17 protein-coding genes and 1 pseudogene are annotated in these 22,253 nt (G+C 36.4%); 5 read left to right on the plus strand and 13 right to left on the minus strand.

The window, feature by feature from the left end:
- Positions 1 to 22: 22 nt before the first annotated feature.
- On the minus strand, positions 23 to 2,344 hold the full coding sequence (locus COB47_RS10535) for a helix-turn-helix domain-containing protein (protein ID WP_013291348.1): 2,322 nt from the start codon (positions 2,342 to 2,344) through the stop codon (positions 23 to 25).
- Positions 2,345 to 2,652: 308 nt separating this feature from the next.
- Between COB47_RS10535 and COB47_RS10540 the strand changes: the two genes are divergently transcribed.
- The 5 genes from COB47_RS10540 (at position 2,653) to COB47_RS10560 (ending at position 8,323) form a co-directional block, all read left to right on the plus strand.
- Entirely contained in the window at positions 2,653 to 4,251 is a 1,599-nt protein-coding gene (locus COB47_RS10540; protein WP_013291349.1) for a type 2 periplasmic-binding domain-containing protein, read from the plus strand.
- 150 nt (positions 4,252 to 4,401) lie between these two features.
- Positions 4,402 to 5,355, plus strand: coding sequence for an ABC transporter permease (locus COB47_RS10545; protein WP_013291350.1), 954 nt, complete (start codon positions 4,402 to 4,404; stop codon positions 5,353 to 5,355).
- 21 nt (positions 5,356 to 5,376) lie between these two features.
- Entirely contained in the window at positions 5,377 to 6,261 is an 885-nt protein-coding gene (locus COB47_RS10550; protein WP_013291351.1) for a carbohydrate ABC transporter permease, read from the plus strand.
- A 56-nt stretch (positions 6,262 to 6,317) separates the two neighbouring features.
- Entirely contained in the window at positions 6,318 to 7,085 is a 768-nt protein-coding gene (locus COB47_RS10555) for a sugar phosphate isomerase/epimerase family protein (protein WP_013291352.1), read from the plus strand.
- A gap of 98 nt (positions 7,086 to 7,183) precedes the next feature.
- Positions 7,184 to 8,323 carry an aldo/keto reductase gene (locus COB47_RS10560; RefSeq protein WP_013291353.1) on the plus strand — a complete coding sequence of 380 codons (1,140 nt, stop codon included), beginning with the start codon at positions 7,184 to 7,186 and terminating at the stop codon, positions 8,321 to 8,323.
- A gap of 64 nt (positions 8,324 to 8,387) precedes the next feature.
- Here the strand turns inward: COB47_RS10560 and COB47_RS10565 are convergent, their stop codons facing one another.
- From COB47_RS10565 to COB47_RS10625, 12 genes and pseudogenes are all read right to left on the minus strand, one after another.
- The gene (locus tag COB47_RS10565) at positions 8,388 to 9,488 is read right to left on the minus strand and encodes a Gfo/Idh/MocA family protein (protein WP_013291354.1); all 1,101 of its coding nucleotides are present in this window, start codon (positions 9,486 to 9,488) and stop codon (positions 8,388 to 8,390) included.
- Positions 9,489 to 9,491: 3 nt separating this feature from the next.
- Complete coding sequence (locus COB47_RS10570) at positions 9,492 to 10,307, minus strand: sugar phosphate isomerase/epimerase family protein (RefSeq protein ID WP_013291355.1); 816 nt, start codon at positions 10,305 to 10,307, stop codon at positions 9,492 to 9,494.
- Between the two features lie 198 nt (positions 10,308 to 10,505).
- A complete protein-coding gene (locus tag COB47_RS10575; RefSeq protein WP_013291356.1) occupies positions 10,506 to 10,856 on the minus strand; it encodes a rod-binding protein in 351 nt (116 codons plus the stop codon).
- 24 nt (positions 10,857 to 10,880) lie between these two features.
- Positions 10,881 to 11,684, minus strand: a complete 804-nt coding sequence (gene flgG / locus COB47_RS10580; protein WP_013291357.1) for a flagellar basal-body rod protein FlgG — start codon at positions 11,682 to 11,684, stop codon at positions 10,881 to 10,883.
- 55 nt (positions 11,685 to 11,739) lie between these two features.
- Entirely contained in the window at positions 11,740 to 12,507 is a 768-nt protein-coding gene (gene flgF, locus COB47_RS10585) for a flagellar basal-body rod protein FlgF (protein ID WP_013291358.1), read from the minus strand.
- Positions 12,508 to 12,528: 21 nt separating this feature from the next.
- A complete protein-coding gene (gene mreB, locus COB47_RS10590) occupies positions 12,529 to 13,548 on the minus strand; it encodes a rod shape-determining protein (RefSeq protein ID WP_013291359.1) in 1,020 nt (339 codons plus the stop codon).
- A 167-nt stretch (positions 13,549 to 13,715) separates the two neighbouring features.
- Positions 13,716 to 15,134: a S41 family peptidase gene (locus COB47_RS10595; RefSeq protein ID WP_013291360.1), complete on the minus strand. Its 1,419-nt coding sequence runs from the start codon at positions 15,132 to 15,134 to the stop codon at positions 13,716 to 13,718.
- 74 nt (positions 15,135 to 15,208) lie between these two features.
- Entirely contained in the window at positions 15,209 to 16,660 is a 1,452-nt protein-coding gene (locus COB47_RS10600; RefSeq protein WP_013291361.1) for an S-layer homology domain-containing protein, read from the minus strand.
- Positions 16,661 to 16,691: 31 nt separating this feature from the next.
- A complete protein-coding gene (locus COB47_RS10605) occupies positions 16,692 to 19,724 on the minus strand; it encodes an S-layer homology domain-containing protein (protein ID WP_013291362.1) in 3,033 nt (1,010 codons plus the stop codon).
- Positions 19,725 to 19,760: 36 nt separating this feature from the next.
- Positions 19,761 to 20,747, minus strand: a complete 987-nt coding sequence (gene dusB, locus COB47_RS10610) for a tRNA dihydrouridine synthase DusB (protein WP_013291363.1) — start codon at positions 20,745 to 20,747, stop codon at positions 19,761 to 19,763.
- A 9-nt stretch (positions 20,748 to 20,756) separates the two neighbouring features.
- Positions 20,757 to 21,364, minus strand: a pseudogene (hepT, locus tag COB47_RS12365) (type VII toxin-antitoxin system HepT family RNase toxin).
- A gap of 149 nt (positions 21,365 to 21,513) precedes the next feature.
- On the minus strand, positions 21,514 to 22,218 hold the full coding sequence (locus COB47_RS10625; RefSeq protein WP_013291364.1) for a TraX family protein: 705 nt from the start codon (positions 22,216 to 22,218) through the stop codon (positions 21,514 to 21,516).
- Positions 22,219 to 22,253: the final 35 nt, after the last annotated feature.

A 22,253-nucleotide genomic window follows, 5' to 3' on the forward strand; every position in this document is an offset into this window, starting at 1 on the left:
ATCTTCTCCCTCCCGCTCTTTTTTATTGCTGTTTATTAAGCTCTCTGAATTTGTTTGGAGATACACCTTCAAACTTTTTGAAAGCCTTGGTAAACCCACTTACTTCTGTATATCCTATCATCTTCGCAATCTGAGACACTGGATAGTCAGTTGAAAGAAGAAGTTCTTTTGCTCTGTTCATTCTCAGGTTCTGGATATAGTCGCTTATGTTCTGTCCGGTCTTTTCTTTGAATATTGCTGAAAGATACTGCGGAGTTATATTGAACTTATCTGCAATTGTTGAAAGTGATATCTCTGAGCTTGAATATTGCTGGTGGATATACTCCAAAATATTTGAAATCAAGTCATTGCCCATTTTCTGTTTATTTACTATCACACTTTCAGCCAAAATTCTGTAATCTTCTTGCAACGCCTGAAGAACTTTTTTTGGATTTTTTTCATCAATGATTAACCGCATTACTTTTTCTGGCTCAGGTTTTTGTTTTTCTCCAACTGTGTTTGGAATACTATTCAAAAGTTGATAATACAGTCCGTAGAGATATATAAGTATCATCTTTGCCATGTGAGGAGAATTCGCAGCTGTGATATGGCTGCGGATATTTTCAAACACCTCATAAATTCCTTCTACTTTTCCTTCTTTCACAGAATTTATAATCCTGTTTTCAATGTCCTTGGGCAAAAATTCTTTCTCTGAAGTTATATCTTGAGAAAGCTCAGAAAACTTGAAAATCTTCATGTTAGGTTTTACAAATTTCAAGCCGAGAACCTTTTCTGCCTGCTCGTATGCAAATTTTAAATTTATTATACCCAAAACCTCCCCACTTATACCCACAGATACATATATTTTAAAGTTCTTCTCCAAAAACTCAATCATGTTCTCAAACAGGCTTGAAAGTTTTGCCATGCTCTCTTCAAAGCTATCTTTAATCTCCACGATTACACTGAGCTTTGTCCTTGAAAATAGAACATCCCAATGTTTAAAGTTATTTGTATCTAAAAGTTCATCCAAAACATTTGTGACAACAAGGGTCACAAGAGCATACTCACTATCACTTTCATCCTTTATAAACCCAGAACAGTCATCAATCTCAACCAAACACACTACAAACTTGCCACTTTGTTTTTCTATACCCACGGTTTTTAATTCCAGTTCTCCTATGCTTTCGGGTAAAATACCACCCACTAAAAGCTGGTATAAAAGATTGTTCTTTATTATAGGTGTAAATCTCATAATCTGCTTTTTCATCTCTTCTTCCTTTGAAAGCGTATGAATCACAAGGTCTCTTATCACATCAAATTCATTTTTAGAGTTCTTTGTTTCTTTATTTTCACTATTGGATTGCAAAAGACTTTTTATTTCACTGAGAGGTCTATAATTTTGCAAGCTGAAGAAAAATATAAGGATGCTTCCCACAATGCTCATAAGCCCAAGTAGAAGCAAGCTCAAATTTCTTACTCTTCTAACATCTTCAAAAAAACTATCAACAGGAACCATCGATATATACTTCCAACCATAAAGAGGTGAGATCACATAATATACTATCCACTTTTGTCCTTTTAAATTTAATTCTCTTATGTTAAAGCTATCATATATGGAAAAATCAAGTTTGGGCAGAGCTATATTTTGATTTTCTGCAAATACCTTTAATATCTGATTATTATCTCTATCCAATATCCACATTGCACCTTTTGGATAGCTAATAATCTCTTTCATTGTACTTACAATCTTGCTCTGATCAATTATTACAAAAACATTGGCATTCTTTCCGTCAATAATCCATCTTGACAAAGTATTTGCAAATACAATTGTTGAAAGATTTTTATAATCGGCTTTTATCTTGAACGATGATATATATTTCATTTTGTATTCACCGCTTAAAAATTCCAGCCACTTCTCATAACTCATATCAAGCGGTCTGTTTATATACATATAGTAATTATACGGTGTTGTTGTATATGAAGGACCTATTATCAACTTTTCAGAAGGAATGTAGATAAATGCATCTAATATATATGAATTTTTATATGTCTGTGAATATATCTCTCTACAAAGATTTCTTATATTAAGAAGCCTATCACTGCTGTCGAGTGCTTCTTTCGCTTCAGGCAAAAAAATGAAATAGTATGGATTTAAGTTTACCCAATCTGCAAGAGACTCTACAGATTTTAACACTTCATTTTCAACCTTATCCTCAAGTTGTATCAGTGTTGTCCGATTGTATCTGTATAAATTGTTCATCATAATATCTTTTACATTGAAATATGCTCCTAATCCAATAAAGAGCGGAATGAAAAAAATTATTAGATACGAAAAGACAAACCTCCACAAGATCTTTTTGAACATACTTCAAAAAAATCCTCCTCAAAAGACAAATTCATAAACCCTTCTCTTTTGGGCAATTTCAATTATAATACAAGCGATATAGAAAAGCAATGAAACAAAATTGTAAAGAAAATATATATAGCAAGTACATTTTTAAGAAGTTTAACATTGTCCTTTCAATCTTAATATTTTCCTCTTTCAAAAAGCTATAGTCCCCCTCTATAATTAAAACTGTAAAGCCCGTCGACAAGATGTTGAAAACAACAAGAGCTTGCCACGGGAATTTTGGAAAAATTCAATAAAAAATTTTAAAATGAGGAGGTTGTAAAATGAACTGGTTCAAATCTTCTAAAAAGGTTTTAAGTCTGATTGTAGCCATTGCATTTACATTATCAATTGTAATTCCAGTGTTTGTTTCATCATCCTCAACAGCTTATGCAAAATCAACGCCAACACTTACCTATTTTGTTCGTCTTGACCCCAAGGTTGCAACATCTTACAACAGCTACTCTTCAATTGCTGCTTACCAGCTTTTGCAGAAAAAACTTGGAGTAAAGATTGTGTTCAAGCACCCACCGGTCGGTGGTGAGACAGACCAGTTCAACTTAATGGTAGCATCAAGACAGCTGACAGACATTATTGAGTGGAACTGGGTTGACAACTATCCAGGTGGACCTGTAAAAGCAATGCTCGACAAGGTAATTATTAGACTTAATGATTATCTGCCAAAATATGCTCCAAACCTCAACAAATACTTACAGCAACATCCAGATATCAAAAAATTAATAATAACAGATGATGGTGATGTTTACGGATTCCCTGCTCTTCGTGGAACTAATCCAAAGATCGCATGTGTATACTATGGACCTCAGATAAGAAACGACTGGCTCAAAAAGCTCGGACTAAAAGAGCCAGAGACAGTTGATGACTGGTACAAAGTTTTGAAAGCATTCGTGACAAAAGACCCAAACGGCAATGGCAAAAAGGATGAAAGAGGATTTTCAATTCTTCGAAATGCTTCCAACCCAAGATATGCTTTTGATTATTCTTCTTTCTTGGTTGGTGCTTGGGGAATAAAGACAGACTTCTTCCAGGTAAATGGAAAGGTCAAATATGGTCCGTTAGAACCCCAGTACAAACAGTTTATTGCAACACTTCAGAAGTGGTGGAAAGAGGGTCTTATTGACCCGGATATCCTGACAATGAACCAGAAAGTTATTAAAGCAAACGTTCAAAACGATGTAATCGGTGCATGGATAGGACTTCTTTCTGGTGATATGGGCTTTTTCCTGAATCTCAAGAAAGACATTATAGCAACAAAATTTCCTGTGCTCAAAAAAGGCGAAGAACCACTTCTGGGACAGGCAGAGTTTTTGTTCTCACGAACAAGTGCAGCAATCACAACAGCATGTAAAAATATACCACTTGCTATGAAGGTTCTTGACTGGGGATACAGCAAAGAAGGATATGAAGCGTTCAACTATGGTGTACTTGGAAAATCTTATATTAAGAAAGATGGCAAGGTATACTACACAGATGAAATCTTGAAAAATCCACAAGGGTTATCTGCTGCTGAAGCTTTAGCAAAATATGCTCGTGCATCTATAAGTGGTCCATTTGCTCAAGCTGATGAATATTATCTGCAGATTCAAATGATGTATCCACAGCAGAAAGATGCTGTAGAAAAATGGGGTCAGGTTAAAAACGACAGGATCCTGCCACCACTTTCGTTCACAGACGATGAGTCAAAGAGGCTTGCTAATATCATGAACACTGTCAACACATACTATGATGAAATGTTCTTAAGACTTATGACAGGAAAGGCAACAAATGTTGATGCGTTTGTAAAGACATTAAAACAAATGAAGATTGATGAAGCTATTAAAATTTACCAGCAAGCTTATGATAGATGGAAAAAGAGAAAATAATTAGCCTTTAGATAAAGAGCCTTGCAACAAGGCTGACGGCAATCACTTTCTTGATGGTACACCTTATTGCAAGGCTCTTTTTTATAAAACTCTGTTTCATTTTTAAAGTGCAAAAATCATTATCTTTTCTCAAAGGAGGTTTTTAAATAGATGGAAAAGACTGCGGCAAAGGCCTACCAGCCAAGCAGATGGCAGGAACTCAAAAAAGACCTTATACGAAATAAAAGCCTTTATATAATGCTCATCCCTGTAGTTGCATACTATTTTATCTTTCATTACATTCCAATGTATGGTCTTCAGATTGCTTTTAAAGACTTCACACCAGCAAAAGGTATCTGGGGAAGCCCATGGGTTGGCTTGGAAAAGTTTAAAGAGTTTTTTGTTTATGACAGTTTTTATGTATGGAGAATAATACGAAATACTATACTTATAAACGTTTATGATCTTATATTTGGTTTTCCTGCACCGATAATATTTGCACTGCTTTTAAACGAAATCAAAAACAGCATATACAAAAGGACTCTTCAGACAGTAAGCTACATGCCACACTTTATATCAACAGTTGTCATTGTTGGTATGATTATGGACTTCTTCTCAAGAGATGGTCTTATAAATCAGATTTTAAAGTCTCTCGGTATTTTATCAGAACCAATCTCCTTCATGACAGAACCTGGCTGGTTCAGACCATTGTATGTCGGATCTGGAATATGGCAAAACCTTGGGTGGGGTTCGATTGTGTATTTGGCGGCAATCTCAAACATTGACCCTCAGCTATATGAAGCAGCGCTGATAGATGGTGCTGGAAGGTTCAGACAGGCACTTTATGTCACAATACCAGGAATACTGCCAACAATTGTCATTATGTTCCTGTTGAGAGTCGGACACATGATGAATGTCGGGTTTGAAAAGGTATTTTTAATGTATAATCCTCTTACTTATGAAACTGCTGACGTTATTTCAACATACGTATACAGGAAAGGTCTTTTAGAAATGGACTACAGCTACGGCGCAGCAGTTGGACTTTTTAACTCTGTTATCAACTTCTTGCTGGTCATATTCTCTAATAAGATTGCTAAAAAACTTACAGAGACATCGCTGTGGTAAGAAAAGGGGTGAATTTGCAATATGAAGATAAGAAAAAGTCCAGGTGAAATAATATTTGATACTTTTAACTATATATTTTTAGGTCTTCTTTGCTTTACAATGCTGTATCCCATGCTATATGTTGTGTTTGCCTCATTTAGCAATCCGATAAAGCTCATGGCATACAGAGGTCCGCTGTGGCGACCGCTTGAATTTTCAACAGAAGCATATAAATTGCTTCTTAGTTACCCTATGATATGGATAGGATATAAAAACACACTTATATACGTTATTGTTGGAACAGCAATAAATATTCTTCTTACTACAATGGGCGGGTATGTCCTGTCACGAAAAAATTTAAAGCTTAAAAATCCTGTGATGTTCTTCATAGCATTTACAATGTACTTTAGCGGCGGAATGATTCCAACATATTTGCTTGTTCAATCACTTGGAATGATAGACACAATCTGGGCGATGATAATTCCAGGTGCAATCTCAACAACAAACCTGATTATAATGAGAACAGGATTTCACGCAGTTCCAGACAGCTTGGAAGAGTCAGTAAGGATAGATGGTGCAGGGGACTGGACAATACTTTTTAGAATCATGATACCACTTGCAATGCCGATGATAGCGGTTATGATACTCTTTTATGCGGTAGGTCACTGGAATGCGTTTTTCAATGCGATTATATACCTACGCTCAAGAGAACTTTACCCTCTTCAGCTTGTTTTAAGAGAAATACTTATTATGAGTAGCACTGAGAACATGACAACAGGTATTTCAGATGCATCAGACAGGTTTGCTGTGACAGAACTTATCAAATACGCAGCAATTGTGGTATCAACAGTACCAATCCTCTGTATATACCCATTTTTGCAAAAGTACTTTGTAAAAGGTGTCATGATTGGGGCTATCAAAGAGTAATAATTTGTGATATAATTAAATAAACTTGAACAAAAGAGAAGTGGTGTAAAATCAACATGAAAAAAGATAATATAGCCGCCCAGCTGTATACTTTGCGGGAATTTTTAAAGACTGAAGAGGATATTTCTTTAAGTCTCAAAAAGGTCAGTGAAATTGGGTTTAAAGCTGTTCAAGTCTCAGGGATTGGAAAGATTGAACCAAAAAGGCTAAAAGAAATCTGTGATGAGTTTGACCTTAAAGTCTGTGCAACCCATATACCTTTTGAAAGGCTCAAAACCGAACTTGACAATGTTGTGCAAGAACACAAAATTCTGGAATGCTCTCATATCGCAATACCCTCTGCGCCTTCTGAATACAGGTCTGAAGAGGGTGCCTTGATGTTTGCTTTAGCGTGCAACGAAATTGTAAAAAAACTTAAAGAGGAAGGAATTACTCTTTCGTATCACAACCATAGTTTTGAATTCAAAAAATATAATGGGAGAACATGGTTTGAAATACTGATTGAAAGTTCAAACCCGGAATATCTTATGATTGAAATTGATACGTATTGGGTTCAGTTTGCGGGGGCAAATCCTGAAAAGTTAATAAGATGCCTTGAAGGTAGAATTCCTCTCGTACACTTAAAAGACATGGGAATGATAGAAGATTTTAAGCAAACAATGTTTGAAGTTGGATATGGCAACCTTGACTGGGACGGGATAATTGCTTCTTGTAATCAGGCAGGAGTAGAATGGTATATAATAGAACAGGATATCTGCCAGCGTTCACCTTTTGAAAGTCTTAAGATGAGTTTTGATTTTTTAATAAAAAATTATGTGTCCTGATCCTATCTATACAAAAAAATAATGGCTTGAGAAAACATACTTTCTCAAGCCATTTGTTTTTAAATGGAGAATTTTGTAATATAAGGAGGTTTTATAATATGAAGTATCGGAAGTTTCCAAATATTGATTTAGAAGTATCAGCATTAGGGTTTGGGTGTATGCGTCTGCCTATTATCGGGGAAGATTCATCTCAAATTGATGAGTCTTTAGCAATAAAGATGATAAGACACGCTATTGATAATGGTGTAAATTACATTGACACCGCTTATGGTTATCATGGTGGAAACAGTGAAATTGTTGTTGGCAAAGCTTTAAAAGGAGGTTATAGAAACAAAGTAAACCTTGCAACAAAACTACCTGTATGGAAACTTACTAAAATTGAAGATGCTGATATATTACTAGATGAACAACTTAAAAAACTTGACACAGACCACATTGATTTTTATCTTCTGCATGCTTTGAACAAACAAAGGTGGGATATGTTAAAAAACATGAACATCTTTAGCTGGATTGAAAAAATAAAATCACAGGGAAAAATTAAACATATTGGTTTTTCTTTTCATGACAGTCTTGACACATTTAAATTAATAATTGATGAATACGAAGGCTGGGAATTCTGTCAGATACAATACAATTACCTAAATCGAAACTATCAAGCAGGAGAAGAGGGTTTGAAGTATGCTTACGCTAAAGGACTTGGAGTAATAATAATGGAACCGCTTTTGGGAGGAAAACTTGCAAGAAAACCTCCGGAAGAAGTACAAAAAGTCTGGGAAAAAGCAAAAATAAAAAGGTCTCCTGCCCAGTGGGGACTTCTGTGGCTTTGGAATCAAAAAGAGGTAACAACAGTCTTAAGTGGAATGAGTTCTATACAGCAGGTAATTGAAAATATAGAAACAGCAGACCAGGGATATGTTGGATGTCTTTCAGATGAAGAATTAAAGCTTATCGATGAGGTAACCAAAAAATATCTTGAATTAAAACCTATTGATTGTACAGGTTGCAAATATTGTTTACCCTGTCCTAATGGTGTTGATATTCCCCGCAACTTTAATCTTTACAACGATGCAAAAGTTTATAACATGTACGAAGAGGCAAAGAAAACATATTTAAAACCTGATAAAGAACAGCAGAAAGCTTCAAATTGCGTAGAGTGCGGCATGTGTGAAGAAAAGTGTCCTCAAAACCTGCCAATCAGAAAACTTTTGAAAGAAGTCGTACAATTTTTTGAAGGATAAAAAATTAATAATGATGGGGCTGTCCAGAAAAAAATGATTGAACAGCCCCTTAATTCTTATAACCTTAAAATCCTTTACCTTTTATTTGTGTAATTCTTTCTAGAATCTCTATGTCACTCTCAAGCGGAAGTTTCACTGGTTTTCCTGTCAGGCTTGAAAGATAAATGGCAAGTATGATTTCAACAGGATGTCTCCCCTCTTCAGCCGGGATAAGTGGTTTTGTCCCGGTTTTTATAGAATTTATTACATCTCTATATTGTCTTAGATGCCCTTCTTCTTTGATGGCAGCAGAAGATGCACCAGCAGGACCATCTTCCTCTTTTTTGTAGCTCTCCAAATACTCATTCTCAGACCCATCTTTGAAGTAAAGACTTTTAAGCTGAGTATTTACAGCTATTGCAGAACCATTTTCTCCAAAGATCTCAAGCCTTGTCTCAAATCCTGGATATGCACTTGTTGTTCCAACTATTTCGCCAATCGCTCCATTTTCAAACTTGACACAAGCCACAGCAGCATCTTCCACCTCTATTTTATTATGTGCTCTTGTTGTACAGTATGCAAAAACCTCTGAAACTCTGCCAACAATCCACTGAATCATGTCTATATAGTGTATAGATTGGTTCATGAGCGCACCGCCACCATCTAAATCCCATGTACCTCGCCAGCTGCCACTATCATAATACTCCTGCGATCTATACCACTTTGTATAACTTGTTGCTAAAACTATATTGCCAAACTTACCTTCATTCATGAGCTTTTTTAAAAGTTGCATACAATCGCTGTATCTGTGTTGTGAAATTATCGAAATTATAACATTATTTCTATTTTGAGCCTCTATTATCTTGTCTGCCTTAGACAATGTTATATCCATTGGCTTTTCAACAATTACATTTTTTTTCGCGTCTGCTGCCAAAACTGCCATGTCAGCATGCATACCCGATGGTGTGCAGATAGAGACAACATCAATCTCAGAATCAAGAAGCATCTTTTCATAATCAGTATATATCCTCTTTACTCCAAAATCCTGCGCAAGTTTTCTGGCTTTTTCTTCTACCACATCGCACACTGCAACAAGCTCAGCATCATTTGAAAGAGCAGAGATGGCTGATGCATGTGTCTTTGATATAACTCCACAACCGACAATGCCAAATTTAAGTTTTGACATCTTTTAAATCTCCCCTTCTTCGTCTATTATCCTCTTAATTGCTCTGTAAGCTTTTGCAAAATTTTCAGGTCCTCCACCAGGAAGGTTATTGTTCAGATGAGGTTCTACAGACAAAAAACTACAAAAACCTATCCTTTTCAGTGCTGCTATCACATCTTTTAACCTTCCGTCACCCTCACCTGCCACTGTAACACTGCCATCTGAAAATTTTGCATCTTTTATGTGTACATACTCAATGTAATCCTTTAAAAGTTCAAATGCATAAGGATAGACTTCAACCTTGCACTGGACAAAGTTTGCCGGGTCAAATGTTGCTCTCAAATTGGGTGAATTGATTGCAGAGAGGATTTTATAACACCTTTCAGCATTGCTGCCATATATCTCTTTTTCATTCTCATGAAGAAGAATTATATCTTCCTTTTTAGCAATCTCTGTAAACTTCGAAAGCCTTTCTATAACAACATCTGTGTACTTTTCTTCTTCACCCTCTGGAACATAAAACGAAAAGATGCGTATGTACCTTGTCTCAAGGATGTGAGCAAGCTCAATGATGTGCTTGAAAAGCTCAAGATACTTTTCAAAGTCGCAGTTTACATCAACCTTGCCAATCGGCGACCCTATTGCCGAAACCTTTATGCCACTGTCCTTTAACTTTCTTAAAACCTCCTTTGCTTCATCCTCAGTATAGTCAGCAATGTTTTTACCATTCGCGGACCGAAACTCTAAATATTCAATACCGTGTTTTTTTAAAACCTTTATCTGTTCATCCAAACTGCTTGCTATCTCATCTCCAAATGCCGAGAATATAAATTTATACATCCTCCCACCATACCTCCTTGTTCAAATTCCATTTTGTACAAATCCAAAGTAAAAAGTCAATTTGAAAACGATTTAGAAATAGGGATTAAGAAAAAATTTTTTGTTTTTGTGTGTTTTTAAATATATTTTATATCTATCATCTCTTATTTTCAACAACAAAACCATAAAAATAAGCTGGCAAAATTATGCCAGCTTATTTTATTCCTCTTTAAACTTATATGCATTTTCAATCCTCTTTATCATTGAATCATACAAAAGCTTGGAAAGACCTATTCCACCTTGTTTTGAAGCACTTTTTGAAACCTCATCAACAAACATGTCGTTAAAGATATCATCTGCAATACCCTCTTTAAAAAGCCCACCTTTTGGTATCGACTTTTGCATCTGTTTAAAAATAGTAGAAAGCATTATTGCTTCAAATTCCTCACAAGCCTCTTTAAGCTTTTGCTTATCTTTCTCAGAATATGCTTTTTCCAGCTTGTCTATGATAGAGTTATCAATACCCTGCTGATAACCAGCCTGAACCTTTATACCCGAAATATCACTCATTGATAATTACCTGCCTCTAAAGATTTATCTTTTGAGATTGTTTGCCATGGAAAGCATATCGTCAGCTGTTTGGATTGCCTTGGAATTTATCTCATACGCTCTCTGAGCAATTATAAGTTTTACCATCTCATCAACAACCTGAACGTTTGACATCTCCAAAAATCCTTGTAATATTCTGCTCTTTTGCCCTTCCATCTCCTCTTCAGATACAGGCTCACCCGAAGCAGCAGAAACATTATAAAGATTTTTACCCTCTGCCAAAAGTCCTTGAGGATTTATAAATCTTACTATCTTGATTTTAAGACCTGAATCCTGAATTTGCCCCTCCTGGTCTTTATAAGTAATCCTCCCCGTTTCATCTATTGTGATGCTGGATATCGCAGTCTCTGGAAGAACAATCTCAGTGTCGCCCTCTGCTAAAACTGGATATCCATCTGAAGTCACAAGTTTTATTTGCCCCTCAACATTGGAGACTTTAAAGCTTCCATCTCTTGTGTATCTTGGGCCGTTGGGAGTTGACACAACAAAAAATCCTTCCCCCTGAATCGCTAAATCAAGCGGGTTTTCAGTCCTCTCCAAGTTACCTTCTGCAAAGCTTTTTGTTATTGCAGAGATTGTAACGCCATGACCTATCTGAAGGCTCACAGGTTTCCCGTCACCTGCAACAACATCTGCACGCGATAAAGTCTCATACAGAAGATCTTTAAACTCAGCCTTATCCTTTTTGAAAGCTGTTGTATTGACATTTGCAAGGTTGTTGGATATGATATCAACATTTGTCTGCTGTGCTTTCATACCAAGAGCAGCAGAATAAAGTGCCCTCATCATCTTATACCTTTTCCTCCTTTTACCTTTCTAATCCTTTTTGCAAATTACATCTTAACTATTTTCTTGCAATCTCACTTACTGCCTTTTGCAACGTCTCATCCTGAATGGTAAACGCCTTCTGGTTTGCTTCATACGCCCGTAAAACATTTATCATGTTGACCATCTCTTGAACTGAATTTACATTAGAGCCTTCCAAATACCCCTGAACAATCCTGCCTGAAAATGGTATCTGCTGTGCTGTAGCATCTGCTTCAAACAGGTTATTGCCAACTTTGCGAAGCAATTGTTTGTCCTGAAAATCAACAACCCTGAGTCTGTCAACAAACCTCCCATCTTGGTAGACATTCCCCTGTTCATCAATTCTCACTTGCCCACCATTTTGAAGAATTATCCTTCCGTTTTGACCTAAGACGTAAAAACCGTCAAGTGTAACAAGTTCTCCCTGCGAATTTAAAGTAAACGCACCGTTTCTGGTATAAAGTATTTGCTGAGCACCTTGATTCCCTGGCACCTCAATAGCAAAAAATCCATTTCCTCTTATCGCCAAGTTCAAAGGCTCATCTGTTTTTATGTAAAGTCCCTGGGAAAAATCGCTCACAATCCTTGACACATCCGCACCTAAAGACATATACCCTATTGCATTGTCAGGCGAAGAAACTTTGTCGTATATCCTGTAGACAAGCATGTTTCTGAAACTTTCAACCTGTGCAACATCTCTTTTAAATCCGGTTGTGTTCACATTTGCCACGTTGTTTGCTGTTATGTCCATTAGTTTTTGATTCAAAATCATCCCCGATGCCGATGTGTAAATTCCTCTAATCATCTTTTCTGCAATCTCCTTTTTTTATCTGACTCTCGGGTCTTTTATAAGACTTGCTTCCAAAACATCTAAGGATTCTAACGCCTTTCCTGTTCCAAGTGCAACGCACGACACAGGATCATCTGCAATCCTTGTTGGAATTCCTGTCTTTTCAGAGATAAGCTTGTCAAGCCCCCACAAAAGACTTCCTCCGCCTGTCATCACTATCCCAGTTGAGGTAATGTCTGCTGCAAGTTCAGGTGGTGTATTTTCCAAAACTCTGTGCACAGCTTCAATTATAGCCGAAACAGGCTCTTCTAAAGCTAAAAGCATCTCATCAGATGTCACAGTTATTGTCTTTGGAAGACCGGTAAGAAGGCTTCTTCCCCGCACCTCCATCGCTTCGACTTTCGGTTTTTTGTAAGCACATCCAATGTTTATCTTCAGCTCCTCTGCGGTTCTTTCACCAATTGCAACGCTGTGCTTCTTTCTTATATATCGGATAATTGCTTCGTCAAATTTATCCCCTGCAACTTTAATCGATTCGCTGACAACCGCCCCACCAAGAGAAATTACTGCAATGTCTGTAGTTCCACCACCGATGTCAATCACCATACACCCTACAGGTTTTGATATGTCAAGCCCTGCACCAATCGCAGCTGCAATTGGTTCTTCTATTAAAAATGTTTGTTTAGCGCCTGCCTCGTATGTTGCATCTAAGACTGCTCTTTTTTCAACCTCAGTAACTCCGGATGGCACACACACAACAACCCTCGGCTTGAAAAATACCCTCTTGCCAAGAACTTTGCCCAAAAAATATTTCAGCATTGCCTCTGTAACCTCATAGTCTGAAATAACACCATCCCGAAGAGGTCTTACAGCTACGATATTGCCCGGTGTTCTTCCAATCATGCGTCTTGCTTCTTCTCCAACTGCTAAAATCTGTTTTCTTGTCTGCTCTATCGCAACAACTGATGGTTCTCTTAAAACTATACCCTTTCCTTTCACATACACCAAAACTGTTGCTGTACCCAAATCTATTCCTATATCTGTTCCAAACGCCATAACGCCGCTCTATCCTTTCTATTTTTCTTTTTTGTAAATATACCTTAAATATATTTTAATTTTTAATTTGCATATTTTCAATGAATTTTATATACAATTTTTATAAAACAAATAAGGCTTTTGCCGCACTCACTTTTGAACTGCCGGCAAAAGCCTAGTTAACTTTCTTACTTTCCAGTTTTGAAATATTGGATTGCTCGCTGTAGCTGTTTGTCAACATACTTAGATTTTAAAAAATCTATAAACTTTTCATTTAGCTTTTTCTGTGTTGTTATATCAAGCACTCCAGAAGGATAAAGCTTATTGTCTTTCTGGAACTTTTTAACCGCAGCCACTGTGCTATCATCCATCTTTGCTGTCCAGCTACTTAAATATCCAAGGTAGAAAAGCCTTTGCTGGGCTGCCAAAACCTCTAAGTCCATATCACCATTCTTGAACTTCTTTGTTGCAGTCAGGCTCAAAATCTTATCAGGTCCAAACTGTGAAAGTGAATCATCCTGAACCTCTATGTCTGGCACAACACCTTTTCCTTCAACATAATAGCCAGACGGTGACTTGTACTTTGCAACAGTCACTTTCGCCACGTACCCTTTTTTTGTATCTGTTTCAGGAAGACTAACTAAATTCTGTACAGTCCCTTTGCCATATGTCTTTGTACCAATCACAACTCCTACTTTTCTGTCTTTTATAGCCTGGGCAAAAATCTCTGACGCAGATGCGCTCGACTCGTTTGTCAGAACAACAAGTCTGTATTTCGGGTTTTTGTTTTTGGATTTATACTCATCTTTAAACGTGTTGTATTCAATTGTTACAATTGGTCCTTCTGGCACAAAATATTCACATGTCTTTATAACCTCATCTAAAAGTCCGCCGGGGTTGTTTCGAATATCAAAAATAATGTTCTTGATATCTTTTTTGTCAAACTCATCAAGAGCTTTCTTGACATCATTTGAACACCCTTGGGTAAACTGTGTAAGTTTAATATAGCCGATGTTGTTTTCAAGTATCTTGTACTCTACAACAGGAATTTTTATCTTTCTTCTGACAATAGTAAATCTGTATGTCTTGCCATCTCTTAAGATGTCAATCACAACAGTTGTGCCTTCCTGACCACGAATGAGTTTAACAGCATCATCTGTTGTCTTACCAACCAGAGACTTTCCATCTGCTGCAATGATCTTGTCGCCAACTTTCAAGCCCGCTTCCTTTGCAGGTGTTCCGTCAAAAACTCCAACAATTACTATGTAGTCCTCCTGTTTTTCTATCTGAACACCTATTCCCGAAAACTCGCCATTTACGCTCTGGATAAAGTCCTGAGCCTGCTGTGGTTTCATATACTCTGAATACTTGTCAAGGCTCTTGAAAAGCCCTGTAAACATCATATCAATCAAATCATCATAGCTGTATTTGCCAATATGATAAACTTTGGCAACCTGAAGAACTTTCTTGATATAATCCATTTGCTTATCAGTAGGATAATCACTTGAAATTATAAAAAATTGAGAATATACAGGAGCTGCAATAAAGATAGAAAGTGCAACCACTACAGCTACAATTTTTATTAAAAGCTTTTTGTTAATTTTCATCTCTCTCCTGCCTCCACATCATGATTTTTTGTATGCTCAAAATCTACTACTTTAAACCTTTTCTAATTTAACCGTTAATCCGAGCTAAAGAGGCTCATGTCAAGATATCTTTGTGCAAGCGTGTCTCTTAAAAAGTTTATGAGGTTGTAAACAATGTTTGCGGCAGTACCTTTTGTAAGCCTTTGCTGAGGCAAAAAATTATTATCCTCTGTTCCAACCATTATTTTTTCATTTTTTAATATCCAAGCAGCATCCTTTGCCCAAACAGGAATACTCTCATCATCGAGGTAACCTGTTTGAGTGATTGGCTGGGTTACCTTTTTGTCAAATCCAAGCACCTTTGAAATAACAACAGCAGCCTCTGCTCTTGTAATATAATCTTCCGGTTTAAAATACTCAGCACTTTTCCCTCTCATAAGACCAGCTTTTGTAACTGCGTATATGTAACCATAATATTTATGATTTACAGGCACGTCCTTGTATATTGATTTTTTCTGCACTGTTCTTGGATTATAATAGTTAGAATATATGTTGAGCGCATCCATCAAAAGCTTGGCAAACTGAGCACGGGTTATATACTCTGCAGGATTAAAATCAGTGGCATTGTCAAATCCGCCAAAAGCAAAGCTTGTGTTCACTGCATCTTCGTACTCATACCCTTTCACCTTTGGAAGAGTAGGCGCAATTGCCATTCTGATAATTGGATTTTTTTCAATGCTTTTTGTCACTCTACCTTTCTGTCTTATTGTCAGAACTTCTCCCGTCTTTGTGAAGGTTGGAAGGTCAAACATAGCAATGAAATTGCCTTCAACCTTGGACTTCAGTACATATGTCCCTGGAATACTGGATGGAAGATTATTTTGTTGAAACTCTAAGATAGTTTTTTGCACAAGTGCAATATTGTAATTGATGGTTGCAAACCATGAAGGTGTTTCCATTATCTGTTTTATGTTCTGAAACTCTCCGCTTCCCCAGTACCCGTCATACCCGTAGTTTTTACCTTCGATAGTAATCTTTAGTCCCTTATCATATGTCTTTTCAAGCGTCCACTGACCCTGAAAAAAGCTCACAGCCGGGTTTGTATCAACCGCTGTCGATTTTGAAAATGAATAACTTTGAAGATTGTAAGTAGCACCCTCTACAGTCAACGTCTCTTTATAACCGGCAATTGTATACTCCTTTGTTATACTCCCATTTTGAAGCTTTGTCAAGCTACCTTTTAAACTTACAGTTCTTTTTATGGCAACCTTACCCGTTGAATCTTTCAGGTCATAAGTGTAAGAAAGAGTCTCGTTATTTGCCGCCCTTTTTATTTTTGCATCAACAGTACCTGTGAGAAGAACTGGTTTCCCAGTTACAAATGTATACTCATAATATTCAATCTTGGTCTTTTTAGGGTCGGGGTCTTTGTAGGCTGAAATTCCCCCCTCGTATCCTAAATACCCTTCCTCGCAAAAAGCAATTTTCCAGCTGCCAATTAAAATCAAACTCAAGACAAAAGCTGCTAAAAAAATTTTTTTTAACAATTCTAAAAACACCCCTTATAAATCAAAACTTTTAGTAGTTTACAATTACAATCACTGGTGATAATACTTCTCTTGACAAGTCAAAATTGTTCTGTGAAATCAGTAACAAAACCCTGTCACCAAACTGTGGCGCTTCAGCCCTCAAATTTCCATTTGCGTCTATCAAAACAGCTTGGGTTGTGTTAAGTGTAAAACTCTTATCAACTCTGTTCCATGTCTGAGTCATCATATCATTGTACTGGACATTTAGAATTTTCATATCTTTTCCGACAACACCCGAAACAATATATCCTCCAAAACTTGCATCAATTATAACATTTGCATATTTGCCATCATGGATAATATAAATATTTTTATCCTTAAGATTCAATATCTCTTTTGGACTTCCAAGTCCATATACATCACACAAAACTGTCTGTGTATCGTAAAGAAGAGTTAACTTGCTCGGAACATACTGCCATCCACGCTGACTATCCAAATATACATAATCTTTTAAGCTGATATATTCAAGCTCTGAAATATCCTGTACCTGCCCACGAACAAATATGGGTTTTGATATGCCCTGTAGCTTCTTCGCAACAACAAGGCTGTCTTGACTTGCAATGCCAATTATTTCATCCCCAACCTTGAAGCTTGCAGGGGTTAAAAGCCCATTTGAAATGGTGTACGTTTTGCTTCCTATTGAATATTTGTTACCGGCTACTGTTATTGAATTAGAAGACGTCATGCTCACCTCGCCCTGTATCTTGGTAAAAGTCCCTCTTGATATTGCCACAATGGTGTCTAAAATCTCCTGTGAAAATCTTTCTTTTGTCACAACTATAACAGGTAAGTTTTGAAGTTTTGACAGCGTTGCAGAAGAATTACCATCCAAAATAAACTTCAAATCAGATGGTATCTTGAATGAAAGCCATGTGTACAGCGGTTCAAATGCGTTGTTTCTCAAAATCTGAATGTCAGAAAGATATAAAACATCTCCAACAACCATTCCTTTTGCAATATAGATATTTTTTACATATTCATTTTCTGATATCTCTATCTTTCGGATGTATGCTGAACTTCCATAAAAACTTCCTGTAAGCTTTACATACTGACCTGGCACAACATCTTTCAAAGCTGCAGGCATACCGTTTTTTACAATATCAACTTTGTCATTTATTTCATATGGTCCATATATTCTCCCATCGATATTGACAATTATTTTTTGGGGAAGACCACTTGCAAGATTTCTTATAACATTTTCAATCTTTGCAAACTTTTGCTGTATGTTAGAACTTGCCGTGACTGTACGTACAAAATCTCCATTAAAATAGAGAAAAACCATATCTCCAGGCAAAAGACTCTCCAAGGAGACGGCATTGCCATCCTTTTTAACCTTTATGCCCAGCTTCTTGGAAAATCTGTAACTCTTCTTCATACCATCTTGATTGTAAATCTCTATATAGGCAAGGTTAGAATCTATTTCGTGCAAAATTCCTGAAACTGTATTCTCAGACTTCTCATCAAAAGTAGTGCTCATATACTGAACATACCCACAAGCTGTCCCTGCCAAAACTTTCATACCATCATAAAAATCATTTTTTGTAAGAACTCTTGAAAAATCACCCTTGTCAATGTAGACTGTATCCGATGAAAGAAGATATTCTGTTAATACTCCATTTTGATTGAGAACAACCCTGTCACTTGTAATTCTTGCTATAACTCCCTGTACTCTTGTTATTTGAGGACTGTCAAGCGAAACCAATGTGATAGTATCTGCTCTATTTTTTCGGACTTTGACCTGTACAAGATTTCCTGTATTCAGTTCGGAAAAGTTTAAGCTTTTGCCAGAGTTTTCATCATAGATTGTAGCTTTGGGATTTAAAGAAAGATTGTAAACTTTCCCATCCGAAAGTTTTACTGAAAAAGTCATTTTCTTTGTATCAATTTTTGAGATAGCACCTGTTATATTTTCCTCTCCTGGTCGTTGCAAAAGACTTGCAAGTACAACCTCGTTTTTACCATTTATATAAAAGCTTGCATAGTCCCCTTTTTGAAAATAAGAAGAGCTGAACAAGTTGCTATCTGCTATTACTGCAAAATCCTGCTTACCCGGAGTAACCACAATGTTTAAGCTGTTTCCACCCTCATTTTCACATACAAAAATAACTTTACCACTGCTAAATTTTTGAATATCCTTTATTTCAAGTTTTACCTCTTTTATCCCGTTTGCACTCAAGATGTTAGATTTTAAATTTCCAAGAACAAATGCCAGCTCTTCATATGTTATGTAGTCGTCTGGATGAAGATATCCATCAGACCTTCCAACAAGAGCACCATTCTTTAAAAGAGTATTTATTGAACTTAAAAACTTGCTGTCTATTTTATCATAATCAGGATAAGTCTTAGCCAAATTCTCATAAGAAATAGGTATTTTAAATGCCTTTACAACCCAGTAGCAAACTTCCTGACGGGTAGCAGGGGCAGACCTTACAAATATTAAATCGTCATACGAATACGGTCTTCCTTCATACACAGCTTTTGCAATGGTATCTTCATTTTTCTTTATAAGCTGCTGGGTCATCTTCTCATGTTCTTTTTCACTTGGCTGCACCTGCGCCATCGCATCCTGATACTCTTTTTTGGACAAAATTTTCATATCATATGCAAGCTGAATATATCCAAGATAAAGATAATTATATGGCTTTACAAGCTTTTGACCTGATGGTCTTTTTAGTTCCAGCTTCTCAGCTCTAACAAACGCATCCTGCTGTCTGCCCGCACTATTTAAAATCACAGCCAGTGCCTCTTCCTTTGTCAGAGTATCAGAAGGATTTATCTTTGCTTTCCCAATTGTATTGAAAAATCCAAATGCTGACATAAACAAAAATGTTTCTCTTGAAAAAGCATTTTGAGGCAAATTTAAAATTTGGGTATTTTTTACTATATTACTGTAACTGCTGCTTGCTATATACTCCTGACCAGCTTGGATATTTACAGGAATGAGTATACAAAAAAATAAAATTAAAACTGCTATATTTATTAATCTATATAGGCTAATCATTTTAAGTTTATTTCTTATCATGCTAAAAAACCCCCGCTTTAGCTTATGAATTCTGTCCTATAACATATTATCGACAAAGCTTTCTTTTTTCTCAAGAGAAAAGACAAGCTCTTCAAGAAACTCTAAAAGTTCTGTGGCTTTATCTATTCTGTTGATCTTATCTCTTATCTTAGCAGCATTCTCAATTCCTTTTACAAAAAAACTAAGATGCTTTCTTGCCTCCAATACTGCCATCTTCTCGCCCTTTTCAATGCAAAGCTGTCTGAAAAACTCAATCGCAACTCTTATCTTCATATGAGGCAAGACCTCAGTCTCCACATATCCCTTTTCAAAACCCTCTTTGATTTGTAGGAACACCCATGGGTTTCCAAGAGCTGCTCTTCCTATCATGATACTATCCGCACCTGTTATTTCATAAACTCTTTTTGCCGACTCAAAATCAGTTATATCACCATTTGCAACAACCGGAATTTTAAGCCTTTCTTTTACCTTTCTTATTATTTCCCAGTCAGCTTTTCCAGAATAAAGCTGTTTCCTTGTTCTTCCATGAACTGTCACAAAAGAGGCTCCGCTTTCTTGCAGGATGTATGCAAATTCAGGAGCATTAATACTTTCTTCATCAAATCCCTTTCGAATTTTGACAGAAACAGGTTTTCTGCTCACCTTTGCAACCCTTTCTACAATTCTTGATGCCAAAGAAGGATTTTTCATCAGAGCACATCCTTCACCGCTTTTCACAAGCTTGGGAACAGGACAGCCCATGTTTATGTCAATAAAATCATACTCAAACTCATCCTGCAATATCTCGGCAGCCTGCGCCATAACTTCAGGGTCGCTGCCAAAAATCTGAACACCTCTTATTTTCTCTTCCTGTGAAAATGAAATAAGCTCTTTTGTCTTTGTACTGCCAAGAACTAAGGCTTTGCTTGATACCATCTCTGTCACTGTGACATCTGCACCAAACCTTGAGCAAAGTCTTCTGAAAACCTTGTCTGTAAATCCAGCCATAGGTGCTAAAAAGACTTTTCCTCTGATGTCAAACATCTTTAATTGTCAACTCCTTTTTTGCAGAAAATTCAGTACAGCATCTTTAAATTCTAAAAAATCAGATAAATCTTTTTCAATTATATTTTTGAGAATCTCAAGATTAATAGCTTGATAATCATGCACTGCAATATTTCTAAAACCCACCATGGCTTTCAGTTTTTTGACCAACTCTTTTGACACAACATTTTTTCCTCTAACAAATCGAAAGCTTCTCTGCTGCTTTGCGGAACTCCAAATTTAAAAACTGTGCACAGGTGCATTGCAATGTCTATTGCTGCTTCTACAGCTCTTTGAAGATTTAAAAGTGCATATTCTTTCAAAGCCCTCATAAAAAATAAATTTTTTCTTTTCTCATCCTCGCAATATATTACCTCTCCTGTGCCAACAATCTGGGCTTTTAGTACAGTGGAAGCCTTTGTTAAATCAATAAAATCTATATCTCTGTTTAAACTATCCGCAATTTCTTGAGAAACCCAAAACCTCTCAACGTTTGATATTTCTTTATCAGAAAGATATGCAATGTCAATATCGCTATCTTTTCTAAAATTCCCCTTAACAAGAGAACTAAACAGAATTATAAGCCAGGGCAATATTTCTCTTTTCAAAATATCCACAACTACCTTTTTGATTTCCTGAATGTTAATCTCACATACGCTTTTTTACCTTCTTTTTTCAAAAACTTTTTGTAGTAACCTACTTACAACAATATTTTACCACACTTCAGCCTTTATAAGCTCACTATTTTATCATCAAGACCCTCATTTTATGAACATCCCAGCAGCTTTCCAACAAAAACTAAAAACAGCATGTGCACAGGATAGAACCAGTAAAAAAAGTATTTATTGAGCTTAAATTCAAAGTCAACTGGAAGCATTCTCACAAAAAGTATCAATACCACACTCAAAATAGAATATACCTGAAGTTGCCATCCCATAAGGTGTGTGACAATTAATGTAAGAATAGAAAATCCAATAAGCTGCAAAATGGGTTTTTCGTATAAAAAATAAAATAACAAAACTGCTAAAACACCATAGATTCCATAGTCCATTGAAACAAAGTATGATATGGCAAGTGGAATAATCACCAGTGGATACCACTTTCTTTTGAAAAAATAAAGGCAAAGTGCTGCAAAAAAGAAGGTCGCAATGACATTCAGCTCTCCATCACCTGTCATAAGATAAAAAGGATACTGGGATATGATGGCAAATATTAAGAGTCTTTTTAAATACCTTTTATGGTCAGATGTGTGCCAGAACCCCACCGCCACTTGATAGGCAAAAATGGGAAAGGCAATGCGACCAATTATCCGCAGCAAAGGTTTTTGTGGAAAATATAAAAATCCTGTATGGTCAATAAACATGGTTATGCAAGCAATAAGCTTTAGCAAATTTGATTTTGAGACAGTAAGTTTTTTTGAACACAAAGATAAAAAAGGTATTGACTTTAGTTTTAGTGCTAATCTCTCCACCGAAAATCTTTCCCTTCCATAAAAAAGTATTAGTG

Source organism: Caldicellulosiruptor obsidiansis OB47 (assembly GCF_000145215.1).
In the GTDB taxonomy this organism is placed as follows: Bacteria; Bacillota; Thermoanaerobacteria; order Caldicellulosiruptorales; family Caldicellulosiruptoraceae; genus Caldicellulosiruptor; species Caldicellulosiruptor obsidiansis.

Bases quoted from the DNA above. Each gene is read 5' to 3' on its own strand.
- COB47_RS10535 (WP_013291348.1), bottom strand. From the start codon at position 2,344: ATGTTCAAAAAGATCTTGTGGAGGTTTGTCTTTTCGTATCTAATAATT.
- COB47_RS10540 (WP_013291349.1), top strand. From the start codon at position 2,653: ATGAACTGGTTCAAATCTTCTAAAAAGGTTTTAAGTCTGATTGTAGCC.
- COB47_RS10545 (WP_013291350.1), top strand. From the start codon at position 4,402: ATGGAAAAGACTGCGGCAAAGGCCTACCAGCCAAGCAGATGGCAGGAA.
- COB47_RS10550 (WP_013291351.1), top strand. From the start codon at position 5,377: ATGAAGATAAGAAAAAGTCCAGGTGAAATAATATTTGATACTTTTAAC.
- COB47_RS10555 (WP_013291352.1), top strand. From the start codon at position 6,318: ATGAAAAAAGATAATATAGCCGCCCAGCTGTATACTTTGCGGGAATTT.
- COB47_RS10560 (WP_013291353.1), top strand. From the start codon at position 7,184: ATGAAGTATCGGAAGTTTCCAAATATTGATTTAGAAGTATCAGCATTA.
- COB47_RS10565 (WP_013291354.1), bottom strand. From the start codon at position 9,488: ATGTCAAAACTTAAATTTGGCATTGTCGGTTGTGGAGTTATATCAAAG.
- COB47_RS10570 (WP_013291355.1), bottom strand. From the start codon at position 10,307: ATGTATAAATTTATATTCTCGGCATTTGGAGATGAGATAGCAAGCAGT.
- COB47_RS10575 (WP_013291356.1), bottom strand. From the start codon at position 10,856: ATGAGTGATATTTCGGGTATAAAGGTTCAGGCTGGTTATCAGCAGGGT.
- flgG (WP_013291357.1), bottom strand. From the start codon at position 11,684: ATGATGAGGGCACTTTATTCTGCTGCTCTTGGTATGAAAGCACAGCAG.
- flgF (WP_013291358.1), bottom strand. From the start codon at position 12,507: ATGATTAGAGGAATTTACACATCGGCATCGGGGATGATTTTGAATCAA.
- mreB (WP_013291359.1), bottom strand. From the start codon at position 13,548: ATGGCGTTTGGAACAGATATAGGAATAGATTTGGGTACAGCAACAGTT.
- COB47_RS10595 (WP_013291360.1), bottom strand. From the start codon at position 15,134: ATGAAAATTAACAAAAAGCTTTTAATAAAAATTGTAGCTGTAGTGGTT.
- COB47_RS10605 (WP_013291362.1), bottom strand. From the start codon at position 19,724: ATGATAAGAAATAAACTTAAAATGATTAGCCTATATAGATTAATAAAT.
- dusB (WP_013291363.1), bottom strand. From the start codon at position 20,747: ATGTTTGACATCAGAGGAAAAGTCTTTTTAGCACCTATGGCTGGATTT.